Here is a 19,205-nt window from a genome sequence, read left to right as displayed (position 1 = left end):
TATTTGGGAACTATTTTATAAATGTTGGGAATGGCGCCAGTATCTCCTAAACTATACAGTTGGTTTTAAAGGTACTGAAGAAAGATGTTCAACGTTAACTACGATATTTACGCTAAAAAAGATAAGTGTAAGGCGTGGCCTTCGTGACAAAACTAAATATGTATAAGATCGCGAACATAGCTTACCATGTTATTTACTATTTTCTCCTTTACCATTTCTCTGTTAGACCAACTGAACAGAGATGGTTCAAGATAGCAGGCCAGAGCGCATTTGTTACAGTTTTCATATTCACTCCAGGGGTACGTATTCCACAGCTTAACTATGTCTATCTCCCAGACCTTATATTTTCCACTATACTCGTTTAGCACGTAACATGGTTGAACTATTCTTCCTTGAGGATCCACGTTCACGGTCAGCCAAGGCTTACATTTCCACGGTATTCGATTGTACCAAGAGTTAAGTATAGCTTCAAAGTAGTCTAGCGACTCAACTATTGGATAACCTCTTCTTTTCAGCTCGATGAGCATCTTCAGTGCGTCGTAAAGTTGGCTCTTATCCGGGCTCAACTTCTCAGCAGTGGAATAGTCATACTCCACCTGGACGCTTATTCCCACACCGAGCTTTCTCGAGAGTTCCACGACATCCCTGACTTGATCTATGTTCTTTTTGGTTATTGTGAAGCTAATTGACACGGGCAAATATCTTTTGGCCTCCCTTATACCCTCTACAGCTCTCTCAAAGGATCCTGGAATGCCTCTCATCTTATCATGTACTTCACCTATTCCGTCAATGGATACGAATAAATGATCCAGATATTCACTCAAGCTTCTAACCCTTTCCTTTAGTAACCATCCATTGGTCACAAGAGAAGTATGAAACCTTATGTACGACTCCTCCAGAATTTGCTCCAGGTCTTTTCTCAATAACGGTTCCCCTCCCTCAAACCCCATGAATAAGACGCCGGCTCTCTCCAGCGATTTCAACATTAAAATTTCCTCCTCTAGAGAGAGCAGTTTCTCATCCTTTCTTCTCCAGAAGGGACACATCTCACATCTAAGGTTACAAGTGTACAACAGCTTATGCCCGCCTATGAGGGGTAATTTCCTTATTCCAAGGCCCAAAAGACCCCTCTTCAAATTACCTAGAATCATTGGTCTAAAAATAGACATGAATTAACATTAGGCGAAAAGGTAAATTAACGTTTTCTATATGAGATTCGACGAGACTAAAATTGTACACCTATTCTTCTCATAGTGCAGCAAATTTATATTATATTCCTGGCCTTAACACCGTCATAAGCGTAGTTATGTCTCATACATAATGACAGGCTAAAGGTAGTTAATCGACTTTAGACTCTAGATAAAATTTGAAAACAATGTCAGATGATACAACCTCAAAGAAAGCTTTTATCCTTAAACTAGAAGTAAAAAGTAATGTGTCTAAGTTTCCCAGCAAGAGTGGTACAGGTAGAGGATCCTATAGCTTTCGTCGATTATGGAAACAATGTCATTGAACCTGTCTTACTTAACGGTTTTGAAGACATTAAAGAGGGAGATTATGTCGTGGTTAGTTATGGAATGATAATGGAGAAAATAAGCGAGGAAGAGTTTAGAGAGATGCTCAAATATGAGGAAGAATTGGCGAGAGTGGTTCAAGATGTCTGAGTACGACCCCTACGACATGGCTATTGTGGGCTTAATAGTGGAAGCGAACGGCGAGACTGCAGTGGTTGACTTCGGTGGAATTAGAAGGGAAATAGAGTTGGGGCTTGTGGATGCTAAGAAAGGTGATCTCGTACTAGTTCACGGCGGTTACGCCATTAAAAAGATAAGCCCAGATAAGATAGAAGAAAGCCTTCTATCTCTACTAAATCAACTGAAGAGAGATCTAGATTAACCCTTCAAACCCAACAGTTTTGTCCTAGCTTTTTCCAGGTCTATTTCCACATTAAATTTTGAGCCTAACCTTGCGATCTCATCCAACGCCTTAAGACAGTTCGCTGTCATACCCTCCGAAAGACCCATTCTAACCTCCACGCTTATGGGCCTACACCCCACTATTAGGACCTTGGGTTTTCTCTCCCTTATCTTTAAGAAATTAAGTAAATCCATTACCCCCAGACCATGCGATCCCCCGAATAAAAGGGACAGAACTCCTTCCCCTACACTATCTGGGTTCATCTCATCGGTAACTTCTATAACTTTAACATCCTCATCAATTACGGCAGCGTCTACTAGTATAACAACGTCAAAGTTCTCCAAGTAATCCGTGAGCGGAAGTCCACCCGTTCCAATATCAATTACCTCAGCCCCACTAACGCAACCCTTAAGGGCCTCAGCCACGATACTTCCACATCCATCATCTCCCATGAAAATATTTCCAACCCCAGCTATGAGCACTCTCATGAATTATGATGGTGTTTTAAGATTAATTAGCTCTATCCCGCTGCAGTAGATAATGGGCTTGCCCCAATGCAATCCCCCCATCATTAGATGGAACTCTCCTTGGCGTTATCACCTCTATGCCTTCCGAATTTTCTCTTAAGCCCCTTAAAATATACTCATTTACAGCTGCGCCTCCTGAGACCAGGATAACTTGAGGATTTAGCTTCAATGCAGCCTTCGCTAAGGCTTCACCTAGCCTATACTGAACTGTTAACGCAATGTCGTTTACTTTACCCTCTTCAGAGATAAGCCACTCGAACGCCTTGAGAGTGTCTATCTCGTTACCTACTACAGGTATATCCAAGTCCAGCAACTTTCCATTGCTAGCTGAGGCCTCTAACCTTATCGCAGGCTCTCCCTCGTATGTCCTCCTATCACATACGCCAAGGAAGGCCGAAACAGCATCCAGGAATCTACCGGTACTTGAGGTGTATATTCTATTTCCTCTCAGAGAGCTTCTCAGCATTATTACCTCATTCTCATTGAGGCCTGCAATTTTCCCGGCCTCCTCTAATGTCATTACCTGAGAAAGGAATATGGCCAACATTCTCCTAGGTCTCAGCGCATTAACGTCACCCCCAGGATATGGAACGTATTTCAAATGATAGGACCTTTCGTATTCGCTGCCTGTAAATAGCAAAATCTCCCCTCCCCAAGCGTTACCATCGTCTCCGTATCCGACACCGTCAATGGCGATAGCCACACCTTCGTCTGAGCCATGATCTGCAGCCACGCTTAGTGCGTGGGCAAAATGATGTTGTACCTCGACTATTTCAGCCGAGAACTTCTCCGATAACCTATTGGCAACGTATCTAGTCTGATATCCAGGGTTCTTGTCCACAAGGATTACCCTAGGCCTTACATCATACGTGCTCATTAGGAAGTTGAGCATTTTCTCCATTTCTTGAAGATTTTCCAGTTTATCAGTGTCGCCCACATATTGAGTTAATATAACCTTGTCGTCAAACATGAGTGCGCCAGCATTTTGGAGTTCAGCACCTAGGGCTATTGCGGGGGTTTTAAACTTACTTTTCATTCTTATCCAGAGAGGTGCGTAACCCCTTCCTCTCCTCAGAATATGGAGACGATTTCCTGCGAATTTAATGACGCTATCGTCCACCCTGTTCACTATCTCTCTATCATGATAGAGCATGTAGTCTACTATACCACTGAGTTTTTCCTTAACGCAAGACTCGGTAGTACACATGGGATACCCATGTCTGTTGGCACTAGTCATTACCAGCGTGTTACCCTTAACTTCGCTAAGTAACATGTAGTGTAGTGGCGTGTAATATAGGAAAAAGCCTTCCCTATCGAGTCCAGGAGATACGTGCTTGGAGATCGGCGAATCCTCCCTCTTCTTGAGGAGGACTATTGGCCTTTCAGGGGATTCTAGGATATCCTTTTCAAGCGGATTTATTTCAGCGAAATTTGATATAATATCACTGGAAATCGACATAACTGCAAAGGGCTTAGAGGGCCTTCCCTTCCTGGCTCTCAATGTAAGAACAACATCGTCATCAAATGGATCGCATGCTATATGAAATCCTCCTATTCCCTTAATGGCGATGATTTTACCCTCTGTCAATAGCTTTCCAGCAAGTTTTATGGGGTCGCCTTCTAAACGATTACCGCGCATATCCTCTATATAAAGCCTAGGTCCACATTTTGGACAACTTATACCTTGGGCGTCAAATCTCCTTTCATTATCTGGATCATTGTATTCCTGGGCACACTCGTCGCATAGGGGGAACTCCACCATAGCTGTGTTTTCCCTATCATATGGAACCTTCCTCATCATGGAAAATCTAGGGCCACAATTTACGCAACTGTTAAAAGGATATCTATAACGTCTGTTCCCAGGGTCTAAAACCTCCCTGATGCATTCCGAGCACACTGAAAAATCTGGGGGGATTTGACTTGCCTCGTATCTCATTTTCTCGCTCTTTAGTATCTTAAAACCTTGAAGAATATCTCCCTCAAGTGGCGTTATTGTGATTTGCTCTAATCTGGACTGGGGAGGGAGATTTAGGAAGAACAGCGAGAAGAACTTTGAAATACTATCCTGACTTCCCTGGATTACAATTTCCACTTCACTTCCGCTCAGATTTCTTACAAATCCACTTACACCGCTTTTTAATGCAGTCCTAAATACAAATGGCCTAAATCCCACTCCTTGGACTATCCCCGATGCTGTTATTCTAAACGATTTCACATTAAGATTGTATATTTGTGGTAGATAATATAATCAACACTCAGTAAGGAACGTTGTGTCAGTATATCTTAGGAGGCGAGATTAAGCCCCTTTCAAATAGCGCCCAACGCGAGTCCTTCGTTTGAGAAGCTACGAATTCTGTCCAGGGCATATCTAGGTTTGGTGCATTCTCTCGTTTATCATTATACTCAGCTTATTTATTCCATCCAATAGTTCCCCTTTGTACTCATGGATCTTACCTATAAATTCATTTAGAGTTTCATCCATTGGTAGCTCAATTATTTGAGGTTGCTTTCTCCCCATTCCATGTAGACTCAAATTTCCAAAAGGCCTAATTATCTGTGACCCGCATTTAATATATGACATATTCGCAACTAGTAATGGATCTTTTCCCAGTTCGGCTAGGTAATCCAGAAGATACTTCACTACTTTAACTGAGAGCTCTGACGGATTGGTAACAACCACTGGAAGGAAATCCGTAACCTTCTCCAGTACTAAGATTTCGTCCCCTAGACCAGGTGGTAAATCAAAGATTACTAGCTCCTCATTAATGGCCCCTGTTCCCAATAGAGATTCCATAACCTTTTCCTGGTTCCTCCCCGGTAATATCACCGTCTTATTCCTGACCACTCCACCCAACGTTAGTAATTTCAATTTCTCATTTATCGTGAAAGGTACTATACCCTCTTTTCTAACTTCATGAAGCGATCCCTCATATCCGAACAGCTTTGGGAGTGCCATAGTGTGTATGTCAAGATCAATAAGTAAGGTGTTATACTCCCTCGAAAGCGCGATGGCAAGTAAAGAGGAGACTACACTCTTTCCAACTCCTCCCTTAGCACTCATGACTGCGATGGTCTTCCTTCCCTGAAGTTTTTTCCTAGCTAGGTTCAACAGTGGGTTCAAATTCAACCCTCTCCACAACTATGTCATCGTTCCCCGAAATGTCGTGGGAACCACAGTGGGGGCATCTTAAGAACGAAGGGCCTAACATGGGAATGAGATGAAGCGGATACTCCTCGCCAAATTCAGACCTCAAGCCGTCTACTTGAGATTTTATCTCGTCTAAGGAGAAGGTAGATCCACACCTGTGACATGTAAAAACTGGCGCCCTTATCTTAACCTCCAGCCGAGAGTTGCTTAAACTTGTGTTTTTCTTAAGTTCATCAAATGCTTCAGTTAATATCTCCACGTCCAGAAAAGATATGCTAGGAATACCCAGTACTATTTTGGAGACTTTTCCCTCCTTTCCCTCTATCATATCCTCTACCGTACGCAAGATAGCATCAGCTATGGACCACTCATGCATGTCAAGTTCTACAAAGGTGGCCTTTAAGTAATAATGTTTTCTCTAATGTCCTTAGAGTGCGTTCGTAGCATCATAACGCTCATGGTGTCACATTGTTATGGATAAATGCTCACCAAGAAAGGGATGCAATCTGATTGTATTGAAAATATATCACAATGCCGAAGCTATGGAGACGCATACCCATAGAAACTTAGAAAATTCTACATTGAAGGCTGAAATAGAAACATAGCCAAATACCGGAACCGTGACTCCCAAAATTGCGTTAATTTCATGTCCACCGTTGGAAGTGAGAGATCGACCTAAGTCGGAATGCGTTATGATCGGGAGCCCAAAAAGAATTATGGTTCCTCTTGGTTAAAGAGATCAGAGACATAGAAATCCTTTGCCTTACAAGGATCATTGATGAGTCCATAACGAGATCTTAGCTAAAAGTAGAGAAGTTTGCTCTAGATCGTTTACAGTAATTTCGCCCTTCAGACCTCGTACCCTACCCTTACATTGACGGTAATAACATAAATTTAGAAGCTTGAAATGCATTTCATGCTCAAAACTAAGGATAGGCCATTAAGACCTGGAGAACCGTTCCCGCTAGGAGCGAATTGGATCGAGGACGAAGACGGAGTTAATTTCTCAATCCTCTCAGAGAACGCAGAAAAGATAGAGCTAGTCCTCTACCTCTCAGATCAGAGATACCCTAAGGAGGTGATGGAGGTAAGAAATAGGACGGCGGATATTTGGCATACGTTCCTAGGTATAAGGTCTAGTCAGCTTTACGGATACAGGGTCCATGGCCCCTATAAGCCCTAGATGGGGCCCGGGTTTACTCCGCACAAGCTCTTACTGGATCCATAAGCGAGCCTACTCTAAGGTGGATCGTATTCCTTCTAAAGACGAAATTCGTAACGCAGACATGTCTTAACTCGAGAAATTCATAAGTAAAATTTCGCTTTAATGTAATACAATTAGAGAGATTATTCGTAGGAATGTTATAATGAGATCATAAATTCAAACTCACGATATTATACTATTGATTCACTGTTCTAGTCAATATCATTGACGATCATAACTATTCAACGAATAGAATCACGGATAAATGATAAGTTCTAGTTCGAAAATTGATCCATACGAGTTTCATCTCTCGATCTAGTCTAAAGAGTAAACCAGAAAGTTCAAGATCTCCCTCATCCCATTTCTCCCATGATAAAGGCTTTTGAGAAGGAAGGAACTTACCAGTTCCTTATAAACGATCCCTTCCCTCCAGTTGATTTCCAATTTCAGGGAAAGCTTAGCTACAAATCCCTGCAGGATTTCGATCTCGAGCTCGAGGAGGAGGAAGGGCTAACCCTCATCAAACCCCTAGGCATCAAGGATCACGTTTTAGGACACGGAGAGAAGGCCTTTGAACTGGATAGAAAACGAGGTAAATACGTGATGTATAACGTCGATGCTGGGGCATATCACAAGTACTCCGACCCCATGTACGTGAACATTCCCTTCATGATAGTGGTGAGAGGAGGAGTTGCCACAGGCTATTTCGTCAACTCGGCCTCCAGGTTAGTCTTTGACGTGGGAAGGGATCACTACGACGAAATAAGGATAACCATACCCGAGGATTACGTGGAACTCTACGTCTTTGAGGGACCTAGAATAGAACAGGTGATCGAGAGATATGTATCCCTCACGGGGTTACCCTTCCTTCCCCCTGAGTGGGCCCTTGGTTACATGATATCGAGGTACTCATATTACCCTGACACCCACATCCTAGAACTTCTTGACCTACTCAGGAAGGATGGGTTTCCCGTGTCGGCAATCTTCCTGGACATCGATTTCATGGATCAATTCAAGTTGTTTACCTGGCACCCCAAGAGGTTCCCTGACCCGAAGAAATTCCTTGAGGAAGTTCACTCGAGAGGGGTCAAGGTAATCACGATCGTGGACCACAGCGTGAGGGCAGACCAGAACTACGAGGTATTCAAGTTGGGACTCGGTAAGTACTGTGAGACGGAGAACGGAGACCTGTTCGTGGGGAAACTGTGGCCAGGTAACTGTGTGTACCCTGACTTCTTCCGAGAGGATGCCCGAGGGTGGTGGGCAGAACTAGTAAGGGAGTGGGTGGAGCAGGGGATAGACGGAATCTGGTTGGACATGAACGAGCCAACGGACTTCACGGAGCTTTTCAGGTTGAGGCAAGCCTGTAGGGACTTCCAGGTTAGGGAGACTCCTTTCTCCTACGTCTTTCCCGAGAACGTGGTACACGTCCTGAAAGGGAGGAAAGTCAAACACGGGAAGGTCAGGAACGCGTATCCCTATTATGAGGCCATGGCCACCTTTGATGGGGTGTCGAGGGCGAGAAGGGAGATGTTTATCTTAAGTAGGTCGGGCTACGCAGGGATCCAAAGATACGCGGGAATCTGGACAGGGGATAATACCGCCTCCTGGAATCAGCTGAAGTTACAGCTACAGCTAGTTTTAGGGCTTTCGATGTCCGGTGTACCTTACGTCGGAATGGACATAGGAGGATTTCAGGGTAGAGAATTTCCAGAGATCGAGAACTCGCCTGAGATGCTCGTTAGGCACTTTCAGTTGGCGATGTTCTTTCCCTTCTTCAGGACGCATAAGAGCAAGGATGGAGTAGATAGTGAACCTGTGTTCCTACCTAGCATGTACAAGGAGAAGGTGAAGAGGGTCATGGAGACCAGAAAAATGTTCCTGCCCTACCTTTACGCACTGGCTGAGGAGGCGCATAGAACTGGACATCCCATAATCAGGCCTCTCTTTTACGAGTATCAGGAAGACGAGGACACCTACAGGATCGATGACGAGTATCTAGTGGGGAAATTCCTATTGTATGCCCCTCTCATGGGGAGAGAGGATAGCAGGGACGTGTACCTTCCTGAAAAGTGGGCAGACTTCTGGACTGGGGAAGTAATGCAGGGATGGGTAAGATCCAAAGATGAGTTGCCAATCTACGTTAGGGAGGGAGCCATAATTCCCCTGTCAGATCATGGACTGTTAGTGTATGGAAACGGGGAGTACGAGTATTGGGGAACCAAGATAGTTTCCACAGACAACATAGTTACATTCTCACCTCCAGTCTACATCAAGTCGTTGATACGTATTGATGAAAACGGTAGAAGAATGATTAGTGTTAATTCCGAGGTTACAGCAATAAGGATTAAGTAACATAGAACTTGCCTATGCCTTTAGAAGGGAGGGTTTTGATCATGATACTCAAATAATTTCAGTTATGAACATCGACACGACTTTCTATCCCACGCATCATGGTTCAAATTCCTAAAGCTCTACCTAAATAGGAGCCTGCGTACTAAGGTGTATGTAGGTCTTCTATGAAACATAGTAAATAAAAATTATACTAATTAAAAACTGTGAACATACCATTAGTCTTGGAATATTGTTGCAACTCTCAATGCGATCTCTTCAGCTAGAATGGATGAACCCGATAGCATGGCCTCCTTCACCAGTTCCTTAGGATCCTGATCGTATAAGCCAAGATAATGCTCAGAAGGTAAGGCGAGGGACGTCCCCCAGGGCATTGCTGTCCTTACAGAAGTTCTGGCTCTATAACTACATGGGAGAGCCGACTTCCTTGTGGGGTCCATGTAGTTAGCGTGACATGAAGTGATCTTGTGAGTCAATCGGCTAGGCAAAATTTAATGAAGTAAATATATAATCTATCAAAAGCAAATCTGGATAGTACGCTATCAGGCTCTAAAATAGTTTTCATAAGGGATTCTCATGATACAAAAATTTATCCTAGACTATGTTTTCCTGGCCTTTATACATACATAGTCTCCCCTATCATAACCCTGCGAGGGATCCTCTGCCTCATCGTTAGAGTACTTTGGATGTCTCGTTAAGGTCTGCATTATCAACACCTCCTCAAACCCTGCATTCCTGAGAAGTGACCTGACTTCCCCCACTGTTTGCCATTTAGCTTCCCTCACAAATTCGAGAGGATAAGGAGATTTTGGCGAAACTCCCTCTAGCTCTTTCCAACCCACTAGTGACGCCAGCCTATACAGGAGTCCATATGATCCTTCTCCGGCAACCCAGCAGAGGATTAGATGTCCTCCTTCCCTGAGCACCCTGTTAGCCTCAAGTAAGGCCTTCGCTGGATCCCTGAGGTAGTGAATAACCCCGTTCATTAACACCGCGTCATATTTCTCATGGACAGGAAGCTCCTCCGCGTAACCTCTCTTCACCCTCAGGCCCCTAGCCTCGGCAATCTTACCCATCTCTGAGGGTTCCACACAGTCCTCTATCATTATCCCCCTCTCTCTTAGAAGCGATTCAAAGAGCCCGCTACCGCATCCAACGCTGAGTATTTTCCTTTCCCCTCTCAACATTTTCTCGACAAGCAAGAGCTCTGACATTAACACATTCCTGTTATTGAGGAACCACGTGTCGTATTTTTCAGAGAACTTATCAAAGCTGGACATGATATAACTTGCTTTATAACTAGGTTATAACTATTGCTTGCCCTCTAGGGGCACACAAAATCAAGTGGACTTAAATTATCTTAATCATATAATTACATAATGACTTACACTACAATTGCCGTAAGCGAGGACGTGAAGTCACAACTCGAAAAACTAAGGAGGAGAATGGAAATAGAGAGGGGTATGGCCCTTAGCTGGGACGACTTTTTCAGGGAAGTTTTCAAGAACATGATCGCGTCGCCAAATCTTACCCTGAGCGAGAACGAGGCTGAAACCCTGATCCGACTAACTAGAGAGGGAAGGAGATCGTGGAGAAGGAGAAGTGCCTAGACACTGACGCCCTAATACTCGTATACTCAAGGAATCTCAAGGGAAAGGTTTCAGGATACTATACAACTTGTATCTCGCTCTTTGAATTTCTGAGGGGAATAGCGTTCCTGGGAAAGGATGTAGCAGACTTCAAGCGAGATCTCGAGGAGAATTTTACGGTTCTCTGTCTAGATAACAGGTCCGTGATGACGGCCTCCAAAATTTACGCTGAGCTAAGGAGAGAGGGAAGACCCTTAAGCGACCCAGACCTCATCATAGGTAGCATCTGCATCGCAAATGGGCTCACGCTGGTCACGAATAACGCGCGCCACTTTTCTAGGTTGAAGAAATACGGACTAGAGGTTCTCAGCTCAGATGACCTACTCTAATCTCACTTGGCCTCAACTACCACCTCCTTTGTTGGCTTAGCCTGGAACCTATAGTTCTTAACGGTCAAAGATATTAACAGGTTCAGGATTGCCATCCCTATTCCCACGGTAAATATGAGGTCGAAAGCCGTTGAACTTGGGAGTATCTCAACCATGTAAGTCCCGTCGAAGGGAAGAACAAAGGCCCCCTGATAGCTCGACATTATGGAGGTCGTGATCACTGGCCCAACAGCGCTACCTATGTTCCTAATCAACGTGTTCATCCCTATGCCCACTCCCCTATCCTCGGGAGGTAGAGACACGGATATCATGTTCACTATGGGAATCATGAGGCAGAGAAGGCCTAGCATGCCCACCACAGTGTCCATGGTAACGTCTAGGGGAGTTGCCCTATTTACTATTAAGAGATAGAAACCTAGCATCATGACCAGGGAACCCACGGCAATGATGGGTTTCGGCCCAACCCTATTTATCATTCTTCCTAGAATTGGACCCACCACGAACATCACAAGGGTAGAGGGAGCCAGGGTCAACCCGGCTGAGATTATGTCGAGGCCGAGGCCAAAGGGGTGAGGCAGTTGGGTGTAGTATATTATCCCGTAAAACAGGGCCAGGATCATAATCCCGGAGATAAGGCCCGCGATGTTGGCCACCATAACGTTCCTGATCTTAAGGAGCCTAAGCTCTATTACGGGATTCTTAACTCTCTGCTCATACCATCCAAAGAAGCCAAGGAAAACCATACCAGGGATCAAGAGCGACAATGACTGCGGGGAAAACCATCCCCAACTTGACTCCTGGGTTAGGTAAATCAGGATCAGCGTGACACCGGCAGTGAGGGTCCCAAACCCCACGTAATCTATCATCGCCTTCTTTCTAACCCCCGTCTCTGGAACTAACTTCACCGCAGCGAATAGGAGGATGAGGGAAATCACGAACGCGATGTGAAAGGCGTACTGCCAGCCTAGATCCTGATCAATGAAGGCACCCACGACTAGTCCGAGCGCAGTCCCTATCCCCATGGTTCCACTTATGATACCCTGTGCCGTTGCTATCATCTCAGGCGGGAGAATGTCCGTGATTATTGCCAAGCTCAGCGGAAACATGGCGAAACCAAGTCCCTGGATAGCCCTAGCCGCAATCAGAAAGTAAATGTTTGGGGAGAAACCAGCCATTACCACCGCGAAGGTATAGAAAACCATGGAAAGGAGATAAACTCTCCTCTTCCCGTAAAGATCTCCGAGCTTACCGAAAACCGGCGAGACCACTGCCCCCACGATGGTAAATGCCGAGGTTACCCAGGCTACCAGGGTCTCTGTGGTCGCAAAGTCCTGTTGAATTTTGGGGACGGCCGGGACTACCATGGTCTCAACGTAGTTAATGAGAAGCGACACGGATATTAGAATAATTAAGGTCTCCCGAGCTTTCCTGTCCATAGGATTTGCCAGGTAGTCACATATTAATAGTTTTCGATATATCTTTTTAACAGTACATTTAGCCTGGAATAAATTGTAAAAAACTAGTTTGATGATCGTAAGATTTTCCTTAAAATTTAGGTTAGGATTTCGTGAATAGATTCAATTGTCGTATTAATAGCTTGTTGAAAACAGCGTAATTTAAAAAGAATTAATTAGAACTTTTTACTAAGACTTTTCATTGAGATTTTTACTTTTCGATTTAAGGATCATATACATCCTCGACTTTCATAATCTCACATGATTTGAATAGAACCTCCCGTTTTGCATGAAGAACTTGCCCTTGTCCTCCATGTCCTGGTTCAATGAGAAATAAACTATTATCTAATGATCTAACTAGACGATATTCTTATAACTTACTTTATAATGTTATTATATATGACACAAATCCTCGAGGCGAGAAGGGGAAATGTCACCGAGGAGATGAGGAAGATCGCTGAAATCGAGGGAGTATCTCCGGAAAAGATTAGGGATAGGGTCGCTACAGGCAGAGTAGTAATTCTCAAGAACTTGAAAAGAAACTTGAGGAAGTACACCGCAGTAGGGGAGGGGCTCTCAACGAAGGTGAACGTTAATATTGGTGCCTCGACTGATCATTACAATATAGAAGAGGAACTGAGGAAGGTGGAGATAGCGAATAGATACGGAGCGGATTCCCTAATGGACCTAACCGATGGCGGTGACATAGATTCCATGAGGAGGATGGTAATAGAACACGCAGAAATGCCCGTGGGGACGGTCCCCATTTATCAGGTATATTATGAGATGGTCACAAGAAGGAAGTACGTAATCGACTTCACGCCTGATGAACTTTTCAGGGTGATAAGGAAACAGTTAGATGACGGAGTTGACTTCATCACTGTTCACACTGGAATTACCCTCGAGCTCTCCAGAAAACTAGTTGAGAAGAAAAGAGTGGCAGGTATCGTGAGCAGGGGTGGAACTATCATGGCTGCATGGTCCCTACATAATCAAAGGGAGAACCCGCTTTATTCAGAGTTCGATTATCTCCTGGAAATAGCAAGGGAATATGATGTTACCCTGAGCCTTGGAGATGCGCTCAGACCTGGAGGAATTGCTGATGCGCATGACGAGTTCCAGGTAGCTGAGCTCATAAATAACGCTAGGTTGGCCAGGAGGGCGGTCGAAAAGGGAGTCCAGGTAATGATAGAGGGACCTGGTCACATGCCCTTAGATCAGATAGAGATGGACATAAAACTTGAGAAGGAACTCTCTGGAGGAGTTCCATATTACGTCCTAGGAATTTTACCTACCGATATAGCTGCAGGCTATGATCACATTGCCGGAGCCATAGGAGGTGCAGTCGCCTCAGCTCACGGAGCTGATATGTTATGTTATCTTACACCTGCAGAACATCTTTCCTTGCCTACCCCAGAACAAGTGAAGGAGGGACTCATAGCATTTAAGATAGCTGCCCATGTGGGGGATACGATTAAACTCGGGGAGAGGGCTAGGGAAAAGGACAGAGAAATGAGCGTGGCTAGGGCCTCTCTCAATTGGTTGAAGATGTTCTCGCTCACCTTCGATCAGGATAGGGCGAAACAGATCTACACTCAATACAAAGACAAGCCTCTCGGTTCATGCACCATGTGTGGAGACCTTTGCGTCTACCTGGTACTACCCAGAGTTACCGAGAAAATGAAGAGAACTTGACGTGATCATGGAAGAAAACATAGGTCACATTCATTGGATCTTCAACATTATCCTTCCATCCCTACCTCCAGAGTTGAGCTCCCTAAGTGCCTCCGCTGCCTTCTCCAGAGGGTACTCCCTGTGAACCTTAACCTTGCAGTCGGAGCAGATCTCTGCCAACTCCACAAGCTCTGCCCTGGTTCCACCAGTAGTCCCCACAATTTGTCCATGAGCTGAATATACTGCTGATAGGTTGAGCTTGACCTCAGCCCCGGTTAGGGTGCCGAAGACAACCAGTTTCCCCCTTCGTCCCAAGACGCTCATGGAAGCGTCCCAGGCCGAGGTACCCAGCGAGTTAATCACCACGTCGGCCATCCTCCCGTTCGTGGCCTTCTCCACAACCTCTTTCATGTTGGAGTAATCTGCGATCTCGTCTGCCCCAAATTCCTTAAGCCATGACTTTCTTGACACCGCTATCACCCTCGCTCCCATCTTCTTGGCCAACTGAACTGCGAACATACCGGTGTTCCCTGAGGCCCCAAACACTACCACTGTCTTCCCGACTCCAACCTCAGTCTCCTTAAGGGCGTGGTACGAGGTGAGTGCTGCTACGGGTAAGCTTGCGGCCAGTGCCGAATCCAGGTTTACCTTCACGAGGTTCTTCTCCGGTACCACCATCTTTTCTGCCCAGCCCCCTTGGGTCACCAGGCTCATGATTCCACCATTTCTGCACAACATCTCATCCCCGCGTAGGCACATATCACAGTTGCCGTCAAACACCCTGTTATACACCACCACCTTGTCCCCAGGTTTCACGGTCTTCACGTGATCCCCTACCTTCTCTACCTCTCCATACACCTCTGCACCTGGAATGTGGGGCATGGGCTTCACCTGTATACCTGCCACGACAAAGTAGTCGATGGGGTTCACCCCAGATTCCTTTACCCTTATTACAACATCATGTGATCCGGGTTCGGGATCTTTTACCTCACCTACCCTTAGGTTTTCCAATCCAGATTTCTCAAATAGAATAGCTTTCATAAGTAAAGTGTATCCTTGTTGGATAGTTAAAGCTTTCCGCCCTAAAGTTGCTTTTTTCGCCATTTTGTAGTGGGTCCTTCGGGAGACTGCGGAAGGGATTATAGAGACTTTAACGCTTCCCTAAAAGCTGGGAAGTCTACTTCAACCCATGAACAGAGCATTCGTCATTGGGATAACTCTGATATTCTTGGTCTCCGTGATCACAGAAGTTATCGTGACCCACCTTCCCAACCAGGTCCCAGTTCCCTCCAACTCGAGCCTTGGCGGGAACCTCAACGTGACTACCTTGGTTCCGGGAATTTACGCCCATGAGGGGGTGGTTTGCCTGGTGTATTTCAGACCCTTTCAAACCGTGACCATCGAGGGGGTGACCTACGCTCCCATGAATCAGGGTCCTCCGAACGGCGTCTTCAGGCTTCAGAACTCCACTCCCCTGATCCTTCACAAGAACATCACCGTTGAGCTAGTGATAGACAACGTACCGCAAAACGTCACCCTGCCCGTTTTTCTTGAGCCCGTAGGGGTCCAACCTCACTCAATCCTCGTGATGAACGCAAGTAAGTCTTGACTTGAGGAAATTAATGCAATTAGGACATCCCTAAAGAAAGTTTATATAATTTGAAATCAAGCTTTATCCATGAGAAGTCTTCTGGGGTTCTGGTCAACCACTGCGTTTCTGCTGGTTCTCTCCTTCGTGGGTAGGAGCGCGACCTTGGGCTCGGAGTCCCTTCACTCCGTGCTGGATGCGATCGTGGTCACCCTGACCTGGATGGCGTCAAGGGTTCTGGACAGGAGGGACAACATCTACACCTACGGCATGCACAGGCTAGAGGTGCTGTACTCGCTCCTGAACGTGATTACCGTCGTGGTGGGAGTGGTGATCGGTTTAGTGTTCTCCGTGACTCTGCTGGTTCTCAGGGTGAGCGATAACCCGTGGATCGTGATGATGGCCTCCCTCGTGGCGTTGGGATTCTCGATCCTCTCGTCAACGGAACACGGAGATGAGATCAAGGAGGGGATAAGGATTCACGCACTCCTTGACTCCCTTACCTTTGCCTTAGGGGCAGTCGTGGGGTTCGTAGTCCTGATCACTGGACTTCCGTGGGTTGACCCCCTCGGCTCATTCCTAGTACTGGGAGTTTTGGCACTAACTAGCCTTGGAAACGTTAAGGAGGGGATCTACACGTTGATGGAGAGATCTCCCGTGAACGTGAAGGAGGTTGAGGACAGCCTCAAATCAGTTTTCCGGACAGTTCACCACGTTCACGTATGGAATATATGCCCTCACATGAGGGTGGCAACCCTGCACGTCATTGAGGAGCCTAATGTAACCCTTGGACAAATTGACGAAAAGAGAAGGGAGGTCGAGAGGATATTAAGGGACAAGTTCAACGTGACCCACGTGACCATCCAATTTGAGTCTAGGGATGAAGAGATCGAATCAGGTTTTGGTTCCTTAACTGGATGAGCTAAGGACAACGTAAACCCTTACGGATGTCCCATCACTGAGGGTTAGGTCCACGTAGTAGCTACCAGCCATCAACTGTAGGGGACCGAAGTTGACCTCGATAACGTTTGTACCAGGGTTAAGGTTTGACGTGGAAATTGATTGAGCCACGACCTGTTGATTGAGCAACCCAAGCGACGCGGAGGTTATACTCACACTCCTTACAGAGTACAGCGTGAACCTAGCTACCCCGCTCGGTGAGAGGGTGCCCAGGCCTACCTGATAAACCGGTTGAGATTGTTGGGGAGCTTGAAAGGTCCCTGATCTCACCTTGTTAACTGAGTTAGAAAATCCAAGGTAGAGTAGAATATATCCAATAAAATTGAGGAAAGGAATTACCTGAAGGATCGATCCAAGCTTAATGAATCCCTCTCCGTACCTAGTTCCAAGGGAATACTCGCTTATGATGACTAAGACGAGCCCAACAAATCCTACTATAGCGAAGATCAAGAGGGCTATAGCCAAGATTCCCAACAGTATCAGAGATGAGGGTGACGGAGGAGGCCCTGGCCTAACAAAGGTCAGAGATGGTAATGCCACAGATTGTAAAAAGATAAGTGATGGCACCACCCCCAGAAGGCCCACTATGGCAAATATCATGAGGATCGTGGCTCCGGTTATCCCATTCTTGGTTGGAATGTTAAGGCTAGAGAGCCCCTTGAATCCTTGCCTGGCATGATAGAAAACCAGTAGCTGAATTACTCCAGCTATCAGATCAACTACGATGTTAGGGATTATCAGGAACCTTGTGATGGGTAAAGGTTGAACTTGACCTTGGACAAGGGCATTTGGCAGAAATACCAGGTAATACGTTATAGAGTACACTGCCACTATCACTGAGCCCAGAATGCCGAGAAACGCGGAGGTCTTTAGCCTGGAGAGCGATTCCACCTCGATCTGATTAAAATTCACACTTGACTTTACTGCAGACGCGATTTAAAACCTTTCATAAGTCATTAATTAATCAGAGAGCGTGTGAAAACCTGAAATTTATGGCTTTGGAAGACCGGGATCTTCCAGAGTAGATATAATTTTGAGTTAGATTCTTTTGTCTCAATGTCGAAATCATCATGTGGATCCCAAGATAATAATAAGACTACTGGAGGAGAGGCCTAGATATAGAGGTAACAAGGTGTCAGAGGCTGGCCTGAAAAGGCTCGCTAAACTCGCTGAGGAGAACGTGGAGCTTATGAAGGAACTGGGATGTTTCAGGGTTGGCGGGGAAGTGTATTGGAGGACGAACTGTATAGGAGGATATTACTGAGCATTAAGGAGTTAAGGGGAAGCGAGACCGATAGGTTCCTAAAGTTCTTGGCGATCCTTAATTCCTTCCTTGAGGAGAAGGGTGAGGGTAGAGTAACCATTGTTGGAGGATTCGCAGCATAGATATTCTCGGGAAGAGGCTACAGAACCGGGGATGTGGACATCATTGTGGAGGGAAACGTTGAAGTTGTTAGGAGGGTATTGTCCAGGATCTCCGACCTTGGATTGAAGATAATGCTGCCCAGAATTAGAGAGATTTCGGAAAGGGGAATAGACATTGTATCTAACGTTTATGACAGGAGAAAGGAGCCTCTAAAACTGGTGGTGGACGGGTCCTATTGGGTGTATATATCCCCTCCCGAGGAGGTTATTATCAGTTACTTGGAGGCCTGGAAGCTCCAGAGGAGCGAGGAAGACAAGATGAAGGCGGTTCTAGTTTATTGTGCTCAGAGGAATTCCCTGGATCAAGGATATCTCCGTGACGAGTCCAGCAGAAGGAACGTTAATGATTACCTTAGGAAACTTGAGGAATACTGTTGAACTGGCTCCTCATTTCCCAAGTGCCTGTTGAACCGTTATGGCTCCCCTTCTAACCAGGTCATTGTCTTCACTTATTAGCTGAAGTCCTCTCCTCCTACTGAGGTAAAGGTAGACCGCGTCATAGTAGGTTAACCTCTCGTCATTGGCGATCTTGAGGACCTCATGGTTCAACCCAACGCTCTCCAGCGGTATGAACTCAAGGACATGTCTAAATGGCTCCAGAAGTTCAGAGTATCGCGTCTTCCAAAGGAAGTTACCAATCTCGTAAAGCACCAGATCCGCGCTGACGCATTCCTCCAGAAAAGATATGGCATCCTCGCGTAATCTCATCACAACCTCAATGATCGAGCTTGCATCAATCACGTACCTTGCCATCCTTGTCCCTGCTCTCCCTGATTATGCGGATCACGTCTTCCCTTGACACGCTAAGCCTTTCAGCAATTAGGGCAGCGCTCCTTCTGGCCTGTTCCCTCTCCCTCTCCCTCACCTCGTTCTCTAACGCCCTCCTAAGCACTTCAGACACGTTAACTCCGTACTCCTTGGCCTTTTCCAGCAGTTCCCTTCTCACCTTGGTAGACACTGTGACCCAGCTCATATCAT

23 protein-coding genes and 1 pseudogene are annotated in these 19,205 nt (G+C 45.8%); 12 read left to right on the top strand and 12 right to left on the bottom strand.

Translation table 11 applies throughout. The annotated features are described in order from the left end of the window. Nucleotides 1-152: 152 nt before the first annotated feature. A complete protein-coding gene (locus MSED_RS04675; RefSeq protein WP_012020878.1) occupies nucleotides 153-1,169 on the bottom strand; it encodes a PTO1314 family radical SAM protein in 1,017 nt (338 codons plus the stop codon). Nucleotides 1,170-1,433: 264 nt separating this feature from the next. Between MSED_RS04675 and MSED_RS04670 the strand changes: the two genes are divergently transcribed. Together MSED_RS04670 and MSED_RS04665 are read left to right on the top strand one after the other, a co-directional pair. Further along, nucleotides 1,434-1,664: a HypC/HybG/HupF family hydrogenase formation chaperone gene (locus MSED_RS04670; RefSeq protein WP_012020877.1), complete on the top strand. Its 231-nt coding sequence runs from the start codon at nucleotides 1,434-1,436 to the stop codon at nucleotides 1,662-1,664. Beyond that, nucleotides 1,657-1,896, top strand: coding sequence for a HypC/HybG/HupF family hydrogenase formation chaperone (locus MSED_RS04665; protein WP_012020876.1), 240 nt, complete (start codon nucleotides 1,657-1,659; stop codon nucleotides 1,894-1,896). The genes MSED_RS04670 and MSED_RS04665 overlap by 8 nt, the downstream gene beginning before the upstream one ends. Here the strand turns inward: MSED_RS04665 and MSED_RS04660 are convergent. The 4 genes from MSED_RS04660 to MSED_RS04645 all read right to left on the bottom strand — a co-directional run bounded on the left by MSED_RS04660 (nucleotide 1,893) and on the right by MSED_RS04645 (nucleotide 5,968). Then, entirely contained in the window at nucleotides 1,893-2,405 is a 513-nt protein-coding gene (locus MSED_RS04660; protein ID WP_012020875.1) for a hydrogenase maturation protease, read from the bottom strand. The two genes, MSED_RS04665 and MSED_RS04660, sit on opposite strands and share 4 nt — an antisense overlap. A 22-nt stretch (nucleotides 2,406-2,427) precedes the next feature. Then, a complete protein-coding gene (hypF, locus tag MSED_RS04655; RefSeq protein ID WP_012020874.1) occupies nucleotides 2,428-4,659 on the bottom strand; it encodes a carbamoyltransferase HypF in 2,232 nt (743 codons plus the stop codon). A gap of 153 nt (nucleotides 4,660-4,812) precedes the next feature. After that, on the bottom strand, nucleotides 4,813-5,565 hold the full coding sequence (locus tag MSED_RS04650; protein WP_144418746.1) for a P-loop NTPase: 753 nt from the start codon (nucleotides 5,563-5,565) through the stop codon (nucleotides 4,813-4,815). Then, complete coding sequence (locus MSED_RS04645) at nucleotides 5,540-5,968, bottom strand: hydrogenase maturation nickel metallochaperone HypA/HybF (protein WP_012020872.1); 429 nt, start codon at nucleotides 5,966-5,968, stop codon at nucleotides 5,540-5,542. Before MSED_RS04645 ends, MSED_RS04650 begins: the two co-directional genes overlap by 26 nt. A gap of 531 nt (nucleotides 5,969-6,499) precedes the next feature. On the opposite strand from MSED_RS04645, the pseudogene MSED_RS04640 reads away from it, so the two are divergent. Further along, a pseudogene (locus MSED_RS04640) lies at nucleotides 6,500-6,772 on the top strand (glycogen debranching protein GlgX); the annotation flags it as partial. A 393-nt stretch (nucleotides 6,773-7,165) separates the two neighbouring features. Continuing rightward, complete coding sequence (gene malA, locus MSED_RS04635; protein WP_012020870.1) at nucleotides 7,166-9,151, top strand: alpha-glucosidase MalA; 1,986 nt, start codon at nucleotides 7,166-7,168, stop codon at nucleotides 9,149-9,151. 215 nt (nucleotides 9,152-9,366) lie between these two features. On the opposite strand, the gene MSED_RS12145 is transcribed toward malA, so the two are convergent. Together MSED_RS12145 and MSED_RS04630 are read right to left on the bottom strand one after the other, a co-directional pair. Then, on the bottom strand, nucleotides 9,367-9,624 hold the full coding sequence (locus MSED_RS12145) for a hypothetical protein (RefSeq protein WP_144418745.1): 258 nt from the start codon (nucleotides 9,622-9,624) through the stop codon (nucleotides 9,367-9,369). A 123-nt stretch (nucleotides 9,625-9,747) separates the two neighbouring features. After that, nucleotides 9,748-10,428: a class I SAM-dependent methyltransferase gene (locus MSED_RS04630; RefSeq protein WP_012020869.1), complete on the bottom strand. Its 681-nt coding sequence runs from the start codon at nucleotides 10,426-10,428 to the stop codon at nucleotides 9,748-9,750. Nucleotides 10,429-10,527: 99 nt separating this feature from the next. Here MSED_RS04630 and MSED_RS04625 point away from each other — a divergent pair, with 99 nt between their 5' ends. Further along, complete coding sequence (locus MSED_RS04625; RefSeq protein ID WP_012020868.1) at nucleotides 10,528-10,758, top strand: hypothetical protein; 231 nt, start codon at nucleotides 10,528-10,530, stop codon at nucleotides 10,756-10,758. Further along, a complete protein-coding gene (locus MSED_RS04620; protein ID WP_012020867.1) occupies nucleotides 10,737-11,126 on the top strand; it encodes a type II toxin-antitoxin system VapC family toxin in 390 nt (129 codons plus the stop codon). Before MSED_RS04625 ends, MSED_RS04620 begins: the two co-directional genes overlap by 22 nt. A 2-nt stretch (nucleotides 11,127-11,128) precedes the next feature. Here the strand turns inward: MSED_RS04620 and MSED_RS04615 are convergent, their stop codons facing one another. Next, on the bottom strand, nucleotides 11,129-12,562 hold the full coding sequence (locus MSED_RS04615) for an MFS transporter (RefSeq protein ID WP_012020866.1): 1,434 nt from the start codon (nucleotides 12,560-12,562) through the stop codon (nucleotides 11,129-11,131). 417 nt (nucleotides 12,563-12,979) lie between these two features. Between MSED_RS04615 and thiC the strand changes: the two genes are divergently transcribed. After that, on the top strand, nucleotides 12,980-14,275 hold the full coding sequence (gene thiC, locus MSED_RS04610; RefSeq protein ID WP_048060026.1) for a phosphomethylpyrimidine synthase ThiC: 1,296 nt from the start codon (nucleotides 12,980-12,982) through the stop codon (nucleotides 14,273-14,275). A gap of 30 nt (nucleotides 14,276-14,305) precedes the next feature. On the opposite strand, the gene MSED_RS04605 is transcribed toward thiC, so the two are convergent. Further along, entirely contained in the window at nucleotides 14,306-15,295 is a 990-nt protein-coding gene (locus MSED_RS04605; protein ID WP_048060025.1) for an alcohol dehydrogenase catalytic domain-containing protein, read from the bottom strand. A 148-nt stretch (nucleotides 15,296-15,443) separates the two neighbouring features. Between MSED_RS04605 and MSED_RS04600 the strand changes: the two genes are divergently transcribed. Together MSED_RS04600 and MSED_RS04595 are read left to right on the top strand one after the other, a co-directional pair. After that, nucleotides 15,444-15,863, top strand: a complete 420-nt coding sequence (locus MSED_RS04600; RefSeq protein ID WP_012020863.1) for a hypothetical protein — start codon at nucleotides 15,444-15,446, stop codon at nucleotides 15,861-15,863. A 69-nt stretch (nucleotides 15,864-15,932) separates the two neighbouring features. After that, nucleotides 15,933-16,763 (top strand): cation diffusion facilitator family transporter, encoded by an 831-nt coding sequence (locus MSED_RS04595; RefSeq protein ID WP_012020862.1) that lies wholly within the window; start codon nucleotides 15,933-15,935, stop codon nucleotides 16,761-16,763. Here MSED_RS04595 and MSED_RS04590 read toward each other — a convergent pair. After that, nucleotides 16,752-17,714, bottom strand: a complete 963-nt coding sequence (locus tag MSED_RS04590; protein WP_012020861.1) for a DUF973 family protein — start codon at nucleotides 17,712-17,714, stop codon at nucleotides 16,752-16,754. The genes MSED_RS04595 and MSED_RS04590 overlap by 12 nt on opposite strands. Nucleotides 17,715-17,874: 160 nt before the next feature. Here MSED_RS04590 and MSED_RS04585 point away from each other — a divergent pair, with 160 nt between their 5' ends. The 3 genes from MSED_RS04585 to MSED_RS04580 are packed head-to-tail and all read left to right on the top strand — an operon-like array spanning nucleotide 17,875 to nucleotide 18,605. Then, nucleotides 17,875-18,066 (top strand): hypothetical protein, encoded by a 192-nt coding sequence (locus MSED_RS04585; RefSeq protein ID WP_012020860.1) that lies wholly within the window; start codon nucleotides 17,875-17,877, stop codon nucleotides 18,064-18,066. Further along, the gene (locus tag MSED_RS12435) at nucleotides 18,033-18,188 is read left to right on the top strand and encodes a hypothetical protein (protein ID WP_225938864.1); all 156 of its coding nucleotides are present in this window, start codon (nucleotides 18,033-18,035) and stop codon (nucleotides 18,186-18,188) included. The genes MSED_RS04585 and MSED_RS12435 overlap by 34 nt, the downstream gene beginning before the upstream one ends. Nucleotides 18,189-18,221: 33 nt before the next feature. Then, nucleotides 18,222-18,605: a hypothetical protein gene (locus MSED_RS04580; RefSeq protein ID WP_012020859.1), complete on the top strand. Its 384-nt coding sequence runs from the start codon at nucleotides 18,222-18,224 to the stop codon at nucleotides 18,603-18,605. Nucleotides 18,606-18,614: 9 nt separating this feature from the next. Here MSED_RS04580 and MSED_RS04575 read toward each other — a convergent pair whose 3' ends face one another. Continuing rightward, a complete protein-coding gene (locus tag MSED_RS04575) occupies nucleotides 18,615-18,980 on the bottom strand; it encodes a type II toxin-antitoxin system VapC family toxin (RefSeq protein WP_012020858.1) in 366 nt (121 codons plus the stop codon). Continuing rightward, nucleotides 18,961-19,200 (bottom strand): type II toxin-antitoxin system CcdA family antitoxin, encoded by a 240-nt coding sequence (locus tag MSED_RS04570; RefSeq protein WP_012020857.1) that lies wholly within the window; start codon nucleotides 19,198-19,200, stop codon nucleotides 18,961-18,963. Before MSED_RS04570 ends, MSED_RS04575 begins: the two co-directional genes overlap by 20 nt. Nucleotides 19,201-19,205 lie beyond the last annotated feature (5 nt).

This window comes from Metallosphaera sedula DSM 5348 (assembly GCF_000016605.1).
Classification (GTDB): domain Archaea; phylum Thermoproteota; class Thermoprotei_A; order Sulfolobales; family Sulfolobaceae; genus Metallosphaera; species Metallosphaera sedula.
The sequence above is the reverse complement of the archived record's forward strand: the minus strand, read 5'-3'. Positions and strand labels throughout refer to the sequence as shown.